9 protein-coding genes and 1 tRNA gene are annotated in these 11014 nt (G+C 55.8%); 8 read left to right on the top strand and 2 right to left on the bottom strand.

Annotation, left to right across the window (positions count from 1 at the left end; genetic code table 11):
* Nucleotides 1-38: 38 nt before the first annotated feature.
* Nucleotides 39-782, bottom strand: a complete 744-nt coding sequence (locus tag ABRP95_RS10375; protein WP_349839400.1) for a helix-turn-helix transcriptional regulator — start codon at nucleotides 780-782, stop codon at nucleotides 39-41.
* Between the two features lie 73 nt (nucleotides 783-855).
* On the opposite strand from ABRP95_RS10375, the gene ABRP95_RS10370 reads away from it, so the two are divergent.
* Entirely contained in the window at nucleotides 856-1221 is a 366-nt protein-coding gene (locus tag ABRP95_RS10370; RefSeq protein ID WP_046648644.1) for a VOC family protein, read from the top strand.
* A gap of 524 nt (nucleotides 1222-1745) precedes the next feature.
* Here ABRP95_RS10370 and ABRP95_RS10365 read toward each other — a convergent pair.
* A tRNA-Leu gene (locus ABRP95_RS10365) sits at nucleotides 1746-1830 on the bottom strand.
* A 208-nt stretch (nucleotides 1831-2038) separates the two neighbouring features.
* Between ABRP95_RS10365 and ABRP95_RS10360 the strand changes: the two genes are divergently transcribed.
* Genes ABRP95_RS10360 through pknB form a run of 7 tightly spaced genes read left to right on the top strand, consistent with a single transcriptional unit; the run spans nucleotide 2039 to nucleotide 10946 of the window.
* A complete protein-coding gene (locus ABRP95_RS10360; protein ID WP_284770854.1) occupies nucleotides 2039-2872 on the top strand; it encodes an FHA domain-containing protein in 834 nt (277 codons plus the stop codon).
* A gap of 25 nt (nucleotides 2873-2897) precedes the next feature.
* Nucleotides 2898-3350 (top strand): FHA domain-containing protein FhaB/FipA, encoded by a 453-nt coding sequence (locus ABRP95_RS10355; protein ID WP_005276102.1) that lies wholly within the window; start codon nucleotides 2898-2900, stop codon nucleotides 3348-3350.
* Entirely contained in the window at nucleotides 3347-4711 is a 1365-nt protein-coding gene (locus ABRP95_RS10350; RefSeq protein ID WP_284852530.1) for a PP2C family protein-serine/threonine phosphatase, read from the top strand. Before ABRP95_RS10355 ends, ABRP95_RS10350 begins: the two co-directional genes overlap by 4 nt.
* Before the next feature lie 3 nt (nucleotides 4712-4714).
* A complete protein-coding gene (locus tag ABRP95_RS10345; RefSeq protein WP_284770852.1) occupies nucleotides 4715-6067 on the top strand; it encodes an FtsW/RodA/SpoVE family cell cycle protein in 1353 nt (450 codons plus the stop codon).
* Nucleotides 6064-7494, top strand: coding sequence for a penicillin-binding transpeptidase domain-containing protein (locus ABRP95_RS10340; RefSeq protein ID WP_284770851.1), 1431 nt, complete (start codon nucleotides 6064-6066; stop codon nucleotides 7492-7494). The genes ABRP95_RS10345 and ABRP95_RS10340 overlap by 4 nt, the downstream gene beginning before the upstream one ends.
* The gene (locus ABRP95_RS10335; RefSeq protein ID WP_284770850.1) at nucleotides 7494-8990 is read left to right on the top strand and encodes a serine/threonine-protein kinase; all 1497 of its coding nucleotides are present in this window, start codon (nucleotides 7494-7496) and stop codon (nucleotides 8988-8990) included. The genes ABRP95_RS10340 and ABRP95_RS10335 overlap by 1 nt, the downstream gene beginning before the upstream one ends.
* 3 nt (nucleotides 8991-8993) lie before the next feature.
* On the top strand, nucleotides 8994-10946 hold the full coding sequence (gene pknB, locus ABRP95_RS10330) for a Stk1 family PASTA domain-containing Ser/Thr kinase (RefSeq protein ID WP_349839399.1): 1953 nt from the start codon (nucleotides 8994-8996) through the stop codon (nucleotides 10944-10946).
* The last annotated feature ends 68 nt before the right edge of the window (nucleotides 10947-11014 follow it).

Below are 11014 nucleotides of genomic sequence, written 5' to 3'. Positions count from 1 at the left end.
AGCACGTGCTGGCCCCTGACACCATCACACTGCATGCTCTATCGAAAGGTAGAAACACCACTCAAACGGACTTGACCCCTTGCCAAACTTTGCCCTGGACGAAGCTGAGCAGCTTGACCTAAAACGCGAAAGGTTTCTAAACGCGAGACTGCCAACATCCTTGGTTCCCCATCGATATCGACGACCAAGTACCAACTTCTACCCTTGTGTACAAGCCCATAAGGATCAGCCACAGCACGTTGTTGCTTCTTGTCCCCGCTTCGGCGATAGGACACCTCAATTCGAGCTTCTTTCCGTACAGCCTCTAGCAACTCTTCTAAGTCGTTTTGGGTTTCATTGCTAAACCAGCCACTGGAATCAAGTAGGACCTTTTCTTCCAAATTATGAGTATCGGGCGCTTTAGAGAATGAGACTGCGTTCATTTTCTTCTGCAGCAGGGCGATGTCTTGGCCAAAACCCAAGTGTGCGAGTGAATCTGCCCCGACGCCAAGAATCCTCATCAGCTGAATCTCAGTCGGATCCAATCGAGAAGCGTTCAATCGAGCGCGCCTATCGAGCACAATCCCACCATGCATACCTTGCTCCGTATAAACAGGTATTCCTGCGGCCGAGAGTGCATCAACGTCACGCAGTATTGTGCGCTGGGAAACCTCAAAATGCGAAGCCAGCTCGGCAGACGTAGCACGGCCTCGGGTTTGCAATAGCAAGAGCATAGACAACAAGCGCGCCGATCTCATGCCGTAATTATCACTGGAACCACAGTATTTTCCGGAATATGACACTCCTTGTCAGGTTTGTTTGCTCCAATGCACTGCGTCCACGTAAACAACACCACTCACCGAAAGGAGAATGGCGATGCCAACCCCCAATCTTTTCCTAACCTATGTCTCCGATACAGAGATCTCGACTGCCTTCTACAGCGACTTATTCGATATGCAGCCATCGTTCATCAGTCCTCGATATGTAGCATTCGAGATTTCAAAGGATGTCCTGTTTGCTGTGTGGACCGGCCATAACACCCACATGGAGAAACAGACACCGCGAACGAGCGAAATAGGTTTGATGCTGGATGGACCGGCAAGCCGCATCGATGAGACATACCGTCTATGGAAATCGAAAGGAATCCAAATTGTGCAGCCACCCTACGATGATGTCTTCGGCCGCACCTTCGTTGTTGCCGACCCTGATGGAAACCTTATCCGCGTCAGCCCAGTCGATTAACTCCTAGATCAGGATTCAACGACTAGGAAATCCTCCAACACCCGGGAAACACCTCAGTTGGAGGATTCCAAGTGACCCTAAGTAGGATCTCAAATCAAGGATGGTTTAGGCACACCAGCTTTCCCGTACAACGAACCCCTAAAACTGCTTGGCCTATGGGCGCAGCAGAGATCCACCGAAAGTAATGGCCCGGTCCCAAATCGAACTACGAGATCGAGATCATGCAATAAAACTATTATCCTCTCGACCCTGCCAACCAAACCTAAGCAAACATCAAGCCTCGGACTGACTGCCTACACAATAAACCGAAACTCAAAAGAAGGGTGTCAGATCAAGATGACTTGTTGACACCATCGAAAACAAAATTCGAAAGACGTGTCGACCGGCTCGGGCGGGATTTAGGATGTAAATCCCCACACTTACAATCCTCGACCACTAAAGTTCAGAAAAAGAAAGAAACCGGAGGTCACTAACCCTTTCGAGTTTGTTACCTCCGGTGTCGCAGTTTATTCAACTGCTCATTGTGCCCGGGGCGGGACTTGAACCCGCACGTCCTTATCGAACACTGGCACCTGAAGCCAGCGCGTCTGCCAATTCCGCCACCCGGGCAGGGTGTGGTTGTCAGTGCGACTAGATAAAGATAGCACAGGGAGTGCATACAATTACAAATCAGCAGGAAAAGCGGATTATTTTGCGCATTTAATGGCGAAAAACTAGGAACTTTCGCGCCGCCGTCTACGTTTGAAAGGGGTATACAAACTATAATGGCTACTACTGATCACTACTGATCGCTGTATAGCGGAAAGGAGCAAAATTCGTGGCGTTTTTAGAAAGGCTGGCGAAGCTCGATTCCGCTATGCAACGCGGCCTTGATAACGGCATGGCTTTTGTCTTCGGCGGCAAGGTCGTTCCTGCAGAGATTGATGAGCTTTTGAAGCAAGAAGCCCAGGACAATCTCGGCCACGGGGACGATAACAAGCTCTATAGTCCCAATGTCATGACTGTAGGTGTCTCTTCCAAGGATTTGGAGAACTTGTCGCAAGACCCCGATTTGCCTGCCGATTGCGCAGACCAATTATCTCGCTTTATCCGCAATAACGGATGGTCCCTCGCTGGTCCCGTCATTGTGCGGATTGCGGAGGAATCGGGCCTGCGCACGGGCCAGCTTCGTGTGTCCTCGTTTATAGATCACGAGCCCACAGAAGAGACCGGTTTCGAGGCGATTTTCCACGACTTTGATGGTCAGGAGGACCAGATGACCAACCCGCACGAAAATAATGCGGATGACGCAGCTACTACCGCTTTCATTGCGCAAGATGACCAACCCGCGCCGCAAACGCAGGGCCCCGCAGTCAATTTGATGTTGCAGGATGGCTCTTCCCGCGTCTACCACGTGCAGGAAGGGTCAAATATTATTGGCCGCAGCAATGATGCGGATTTGCGCCTGCCGGATACGGGCGTGTCCCGCCAGCACGCGGAAATCACGTGGAACGGTGAAGATGCCGTGTTGGTGGATTTGCAGTCCACCAATGGCACCACGGTCAATGACACTCCCATTGATAACTGGCTGCTTGCCGATGGCGACGTGATCACCATGGGCCATTCCCACGTCGAGGTCCGCATTACGGGCCTTGATTCGCATAGTTACTAATTCACACTGAGGAAGGGAGGCCGCCATGGATGCAGTCATCATGCTGGCGCTTCGCATCGGCTTATTGGCTCTTTTGTGGGTATTTGTCCTGGTGGCCTTGAATGCCATGCGGCGGGATACCAATAAATCCGCAGGTGCTATGCCACAGCCGTCGAAAATGGGTGCGTCCCCGCGCAGTCACGCTGCGGTGAAGCAGCTTTCTATTGTGGAAGGCCCTTTGCAGGGATCCCACATGAATTTGGGCACGCTCGAGGAATGCACCTTGGGCCGCGCCGCTGACTGTGATTTTGTCACTGGGGATGATTACTCTTCCGGCCATCATGCACGCCTATTTCGCCGCGGCAGCGAGTGGGTAGTGGAGGATTTGGAATCTCGCAACGGAACCCTCGTCAATGGTGTGCGCATCGACCAACCTGAGGTAGTCGGCGCGAACTCCGAGATTAAGCTAGGCCGCACTACCGTGAGGTTGAACGCATGACACTGAAGCTAAACTTTTTTGCCAAGTCGGACCGCGGGCTTATCCGCGGTAATAATGAGGACTCCGGTTACGCCGGATCCCACCTGCTGATTTTGGCCGATGGCATGGGCGGACATGCCGCAGGTGAGGTCGCCTCCCAACTCATGGTCAACCACCTCGAAATCCTAGATCAGGATCCGGGTAAGGAGGACACGGAGGCACTCCTTGCAGCTGCTGCCGATGACGCCAATGAAGCCATCAGCGAGCACATCACCGCCCACCCGGAGACTGAAGGTATGGGCACGACGCTGTCCACGATGCTGTTCAATGGCACGACCTTTGGTGTCTGCCATGTGGGTGATTCGCGCGCTTATTTGCTGCGCGATGGCAAGCTCGAGCAAATCACCAAGGATGATACCTATGTGCAATCCTTGGTGGATAAGGGCGAGCTGGCTGCAGAAGATGTTTCTTCCCACCCACAAAAGTCCCTCATCTTGAAGGCCTATACCGGCCGTGCGGTGGAGCCGACGCTCTTCACGTTCGAAGCCAAGGCGGGTGACCGCATCCTGCTGTGCTCGGATGGGCTTTCGGACCCAGTTACCGCTTCCACGATTGAGACTGCCCTTGGCCAGGGAAGCATCGAACAGGCGGGGTCCACCCTCGTGGATCTCGCTATTCGTTCGGGCGGACCGGACAATGTCACCGTCGTCATCGCCGAGGTCACGGAAGAAAAACCCGCCACCCACGAGCCGTTCCGCGTTGGTGCTCTTGCAGGTTCGGTAGAAGAGCCCACGCACCCGGATTCCTCGGCGTCACGCGCCGCGAAACTCACCCGTAAACCCCAGGTGATTCCGCCGGCCGTCATGGCCGATGAAGACAATGCGGCTAAGGACTCCGATGAAGAAGAGGCAGAAGACGAGCCCCCTCGACGAAAAATTGGGTGGAAGGTCCTCATCGCCCTCATCATCATCTTGGCGCTCGTTATTGGCGCAGGGCTGTGGGTAAAGAATTTCTTGTCCAATAACTATTACGCCGAGACCAACGACGCACAAGAAATCACTGTCCTCAAAGGCGCGGATTATTCCTTATTTGGCAAGGATTTAAGCTCCACTCACCAATACGTGTGCATTAATGACCAGAACTCCTTGCTGTTTTCTGCCCAGAAGTGCAAGGGGGACTTCACCCCGTTGAAGGTCTCTGATCTGCCTGAGTCTGAGCGCGGCGCGGTCAATCATATTTCTGCCGGTGACCTGAGCGAGGTTCAGGATCAGATTAATGACTTGGGTGAAAAGGCACTCAAGCCATGTATCACTGCGCCGAGCCAAAAAGATAATAAAGACACCAAGGAAAACAAACCTGGGGTCACTTGTAGGGAGGTGTAGCTGATGCAGAAGTTTTTTAGCCGGAGAATCGAACTCGGCCTCCTTATTCTCGCCGCGGTCGTCTTTGCCATTACCTTGGTCAGTTTGGAGCTGTCGCAGGATAATGCGCTCACGACGGACTTGATCTACCTCATCGGTGGATTCATTGGTGTCTTTACCATTGCGCACTTGGCAATGTGCTTCTTGGCACCCTACGCGGACCAGGTCATGTTGCCTATCGTGGCCATCCTTAATGGCATTGGGCTTATCGTTTTGGCCCGCTTGGATTTGGTCAATGATCGGGGTCTCGCGGTTCGCCAGGTGATGTGGACCGTCGTTGGCTTGGTGCTTTTTGTGCTGGTCCTGGCGGTTGTCAAGGACCATCGCTCACTCACCCGCTACTCCTATATCTTGGGTGCGGCTGGCCTCGTACTGTTGGCGCTGCCATTGGTGTGGCCACAACCTGATGGCGTTGAGGCGCGCATTTGGCTGAACTTCGGGCCATTTTCCATCCAGCCGGGTGAGTTCTCCAAGATCATGCTGATCTTATTCTTTGCCATGCTGCTAACGCAGAAGCGATCCCTTTTTACCGTGGCTGGCTATCGTTTCTTGGGAATTTCCCTGCCCCGCTTGCGCGACCTCGCCCCCATTCTCATTGTGTGGGCCATCGCCATTATCATCATGGGAATTTCCAATGACTTTGGTCCGGCGCTGCTGCTCTTCAGCACGGTGCTGGGCATGCTATTTATGGCTACCGGCCGGGTCAGTTGGCTTTTTATTGGCCTCGTCCTCGTTGGTATCGGCGGCTTTGGCATTTACCAGGTATCCGAAAAGATTCAGCAGCGTTTTTCCAACTTCATGGACCCGCTGGCTAACTATGACAACACTGGATACCAATTGGCCCAGTCCCTTTTTGGTATGTCCTCTGGCGGTATTTCCGGCAGCGGCTTGGGCCAAGGACACCCCGAATTGGTTCCGGTGGCGCACTCAGACTTTATCCTCGCCGCCATCGGTGAGGAATTGGGCCTGATTGGTCTAGCTGCCGTTCTGGTCCTCTTTGGCATGTTGGTTACCCGCGGATTCAATACCGCGTTGCGTACCCGCGATACGTACGGCAAACTGGTCGCTTCAGGCCTTTCTCTTACTTTGGCGGTACAGGTCTTCGTCGTCACCGGTGGCATTTCCGCCCTGCTGCCGATGACCGGCTTGACCACTCCTTTCATGTCCGCCGGTGGTTCCTCTCTCATGGCTAACTATGTACTGTTGGCGATTTTGCTGCGGATCTCTAACGCAGCACGCCGACCCATGCAGGAGAACTCGAGCAACGCTCCGAGTGACACCTCCATGTTCCCGTCGGTTCAGGAGGCTTACCGATGAACAAATCCATCCGCCTAGTATCCCTATTTGCCATCATCTTGACCGCGGTTCTGTTGGTGAACCTGACGGTCATTCAGGCATTTTCGGATGATAAATACGCACATAATGCTAAGAACTCGCGCGGGTTTATAGAATTGCAGACCACCCCGCGCGGACAGATCTATTCCGGCAATACAGTGCTGGCGCAATCCACGGAAAATCCTGATGAGACCTACTCCCGGTCTTATCCCATCGATTCGCCCGCTTTTGGCAATCTCACCGGCTATTTGTCCAGCCAATTTGGTGCTTCGGAATTGGAATCTTCGCAGAACGAAATTCTCAATGGCACGGACGATTCCCTGTTCAAACAGCACTGGCTGGATACCATCGCGAATAAGCCCACCAAGGGAGCCAATGTAGAAGTCACCATCGATCCGGCATTGCAGCAGGCCGCGTATGACCAGTTGGCGGGCCCTGGGTACGAAGGATCGGCTGTTGCCATCCAGCCGTCGACGGGCAAGGTTCTGGCCATGGCTTCCAACCCGGGCTTTAACCCAAATTCATTGGTGGGCGAGTCCGCTGAGGAGGCTTGGGCAGGTTTGCAGGAACAGGCCGGTCAGCCACTGGTCAACCATGCAGCGGCGGATACCTTGCCGCCGGGATCTATTTTCAAGATCATTACGACTGCGGCCGGATTGAATAATGGATACAATCCCTCGTCGAGCCTGACCGGTGCCAACGTGATTACCTTGCCTGATACCGTCACGGAACTGACGAACTACGGCAATGAAAAGTGCAATGGCCAGGATTCCGTGACTCTGCAGACCGCCTTCGCGCTGTCGTGTAATACCGCATTTGTGCAGATGTCTGAGCAGATCGGCGCGGATGAGCTGCGCAAGTACGCGGATGCTTTCGGCATCGGCAAGAAATATGACTTGGGTGTCTCTTCTTCCGCAGGCACCTTGGGAGACCTGCCGGATGGTGCGGCGACGGCGCAATCAGCCATCGGCCAGCGCGATGTCACCATGAGTGCGCTGCAGGCGGCAGTCATGGCCGGAACCGTGGCCAATAAGGGCACGCGCATGGAGCCTTACCTAGTCAATCGCATTACCGATGCCCAGATGAAGGAAATCCGCACCACCAAGCCCAAGAAGGCCGGCGAGGCCGTCACGGAAGAGACCGCATCGACCATTCGGGACTTGATGTTTGCCTCCGAGCGTTCTTCGTGGGGCTACGACGGCAATGGCTTTGCATCCAAGACCGGTACCGCCGAGCACGGCGAAGGCCTGGCTCCGCACGTGTGGTACGTCGCCTTTGACCCGGACCGCGATATTGCCGTCGGGGTCGTCGTCAAGAATGGCGGTAACTTGGGCGAATCCGCGACGGGCGGCCGAGTCTCTGGCCCAATTGGTCGTGCCATCTTGAGCGCATACCAGGGGGAACAGTAATGAAGAATACCGAGAACAAAGACCATCTCCAGGAACTCATCGGCAGCGACTACGAGCTGCAGTGGATCATTGGCCACGGCGGCATGTCCACGGTGTGGCTTGCCGATGACACTCGTAATGACCGCGAAGTAGCCATCAAGGTGTTGCGGCCGGAATTTTCTGATAACCAGGAATTCCTCTCCCGCTTCCGCAATGAAGCGGAATCCGCTGAATCTATCCAGTCCGATAACGTGGTGGCCACGTATGACTACCGCGAGCTGGAAGATAATGGCCGCAAATTCTGCTTCATGGCCTTGGAATACGTGCGGGGCGAATCCCTCGCGGACCTGCTCGCGCGCGAGAACACCTTGCAGGAAGAACTCGCCCTGGACGTGCTTGAGCAAGCGGGTCACGGTCTATCCATTATCCACCGGATGGGCTTGGTGCACCGCGATATTAAGCCCGGCAACCTGATGATTACCCAAAATGGGCAGGTGAAAATTACGGACTTTGGCATCGCCAAGGCCGCCGCCGCGGTACCGCTCACGCGCACCGGCATGGTGGTGGGTACTGCCCAGTACGTTTCGCCTGAGCAAGCGCAGGGCAAGGAAGTCTCCCCCGCCTCTGATATCTATTCGCTCGGCGTCGTTGGTTACGAGATGCTCGGCGGCAAGCGCCCCTTTTCGGGTGATTCCTCCGTGTCCATTGCTCTTGCCCACATCAACCAAGAGCCTGAACCGCTGTCGACCACGATTAGCGCCCCGGCGCGCGAGCTCATTCGTATCGCGCTGCGCAAGGATCCCAATACCCGCTATGCCGATGGCAATGAATTTACGGTCGCGGTATCCGATGTGCGCCTGGGCAAGCGCCCGCCGCAGCCCAAATCCATTCCGCCCCACCAGCAGGCTCCAGAGCCTTCGCCCTCGGCATCGACGGAGATGCTTGCCGATGTCGCCCAGCCCACCACCATTCATCCGGCGGCGGGGACGGCGGCGAGTGCTGCCGCGCCGCAACGTAAGGTAGCACCAGCCCCGGACAATGATTCGAAGGGCGGGAAGTCTTTCCTTAAAGGCCTGGGTATCGTCGCGGCCATCGCCCTGCTTGCCGCGGCCGGCTACGCCATCATGAACCTCATGAGTAGCGAGAGCGGCGACAGCGATCCTTCGTCTACCCAGGAAACTTCCGTGGTTACCGAATACCGGGATCCCACGACCACGCAGGTAGAAACCCTGGAGGAAGAAGATACTAATGAGACGCCGCAGGAAGTGACGGTAACGGAGACGGAGCCTACGGATCGGGAGGGCAACCAGGCGCCGCGCGATAATCACCGGCAGCCGCAGACCCCGAACCAGCAGGCCCCGACGCGAAACCAGCAGGCCCCGAATACCCCGACGCAGCAGCGTCAGCCCCAGCAGCCGCAGGTCGAAAACACACCTGAGCAGAAAAACACAGTAAACTCACAGCCCGATGAACTCCCTGGGGATTTATCTGATTTATTAAGACAGGATGGTGACTAAGCCATGGTCAATGACCGGTACCGGCTCGGTGAGATCATCGGCTCCGGCGGCATGTCCGAGGTATTTGCCGCAGAGGACACCACTTTAGGCCGGCAAGTAGCGGTAAAAATGCTGCGCACGGAGATGGCTCGCGATATCAACTTCCGCGAGCGCTTCTACCGCGAGGCGCAGAACTCGGGCAAGCTAAACCATCCCAATATCGTCGCGGTCTATGACACCGGCGAGACCGAGATGGACGGCATGACCATACCGTATATCGTCATGGAGAAGGTCAACGGGGCCACGCTGCGCGATATTATTCGCGAAGATGGCCCGCTGCCCGCCCAAGAAGCGGCGGAGATCCTCAAGCCGGTCGCGGAGGCCTTGCAGGCATCCCATGAGGCGGGAATCATTCACCGCGATATCAAGCCGGCGAATATCATGCTCACCAATACTGGCCAGGTGAAGGTGATGGACTTTGGCATCGCCCGTGCATTGGATGATTCGACCTCGGCGATGACCCAAACTTCTGCCGTTATCGGTACCGCCCAGTACCTTTCCCCGGAGCAGGCGCGCGGCAAAAACGCCGATGCGCGTTCTGATGTCTATGCGCTGGGCTGCGTCATGTACGAGGTACTCACCGGCCGCACCCCGTTCGAAGGCGAAACCCCCTTTGCCGTGGCTTACCAGCATGTGCAGGAGGAACCGACCCCGCCTTCGGAGCTTATCGATGACCCCTCGTTGACCCCCACCCAACGGGTCAATATCGATGCAGTGGTACTGACCGCGATGGCCAAGCACCCCGCAGACCGCTATCAGTCCGCCTGGGAGATGGCCGGCGATTTGGATCGTCTGCGCACGGGCCAAGTCACCGAGGCCGCCCGCATGCACGTCAACGAGGACGATGCCACGACGGCGATGCCCGCCCCGGCCACCGCTACTGCTACATCCCACCGGGCACCGATCGAATCGACGCGTCCTACCGGAGCACCCGAAGAGGATGAAGGCGGCGGTTGGATGAAATGGCTCGCGCTGCTCCTCGTCGCGCTGTTGGTCGCCATCTTGGGCTATTTTGCCTGGGATTTCTGGAGCAGCGACGATGAAAAGAATAGGAGTGGCCGTGACCAAACCGAGGTAGCGGAGCACAATAGCGTCATCGTGCCGGAGGTAGAAAACCGCCCGCGCAATGAAGTGGTCAAAGAGCTCGAGGACTTGGGGCTTCTCGTCACCGTGAACCAAGAGGCTAACCCGGATATCGACCGCAATAATGCGATTCGCATCAATCCGGCCCCTGGCTCGGAATTGCAGAAGAATGCCTCGGTGACCCTGACCGTTTCTTCCGGCAAGGAAATCATCGATGTCCCCGATATCACCGGCATGAACCTGGATCAGGCGGCGCAGGTCTTGGAAGAGGCCGGCCTGGAGCTGAACTCGGATATTTCTGAGCGCAATGATGAGGCCCCCGCCGGCGAGGTAATCCAGCAGAACCCCGCGGGTGGTACGCAATTGTCCAAGGGCTCGAAGGTCCGGGTGACGGTGTCTAAGGGCATCGAAAAGAAGCGCGTTCCTGATGTTTCCGGCTTGAACGAAGAGGATGCGCGCAGCCGCCTTGAAGCCAGTGACTTCGATGTCAATGTCCGCGAAGTAGATTCCCTAGAGCCAGAAGGCACCGTGCTGAACGTCTCCAACCAGGGCGCGCAGCTGGAAAAGGGCCAGACTGTCACCATTGAGGTATCCAATGGGATGCTCATGAAGGCACCCGAGGTCATGCACAAGAATCAAGGACAAGCCGAAAATGCACTGCGCCAGGCGGGCTGGAATGGACAGCTGCGCGTGGGCGAGCCAATTCCTACCGGCGCCTTGGTTGATAGCAATAAGATCGGTTGGGCGTCCATTAATCCTGGCGATACCATCCGCAAAGATCAGGACGTGGAGGTTCGCATCTGGAAATTCGAAGCCTCGGCGCTACTGCCGTAACCATCGCTGCTGGTATCGTAATTCATCAGTAAGCACTGAGATAAGAACTGAAATCTAGAGAAGGTCTC

This window comes from Corynebacterium sp. KPL2895 (genome assembly GCF_040225815.1).
Classification (GTDB): Bacteria; Actinomycetota; Actinomycetes; order Mycobacteriales; family Mycobacteriaceae; genus Corynebacterium; species Corynebacterium rhinophilum.
The sequence above is the reverse complement of the archived record's forward strand: the minus strand, read 5'-3'. Positions and strand labels throughout refer to the sequence as shown.

Excerpts from the sequence above, each read along its gene's own strand:
- ABRP95_RS10335 (WP_284770850.1), top strand. The coding sequence starts at position 7,494 with ATGAAGAATACCGAGAACAAAGACCATCTCCAGGAACTCATCGGCAGC.
- ABRP95_RS10340 (WP_284770851.1), top strand. The coding sequence starts at position 6,064 with ATGAACAAATCCATCCGCCTAGTATCCCTATTTGCCATCATCTTGACC.
- ABRP95_RS10345 (WP_284770852.1), top strand. The coding sequence starts at position 4,715 with ATGCAGAAGTTTTTTAGCCGGAGAATCGAACTCGGCCTCCTTATTCTC.
- ABRP95_RS10355 (WP_005276102.1), top strand. The coding sequence starts at position 2,898 with ATGGATGCAGTCATCATGCTGGCGCTTCGCATCGGCTTATTGGCTCTT.
- pknB (WP_349839399.1), top strand. The coding sequence starts at position 8,994 with ATGGTCAATGACCGGTACCGGCTCGGTGAGATCATCGGCTCCGGCGGC.
- ABRP95_RS10370 (WP_046648644.1), top strand. The coding sequence starts at position 856 with ATGCCAACCCCCAATCTTTTCCTAACCTATGTCTCCGATACAGAGATC.
- ABRP95_RS10350 (WP_284852530.1), top strand. The coding sequence starts at position 3,347 with ATGACACTGAAGCTAAACTTTTTTGCCAAGTCGGACCGCGGGCTTATC.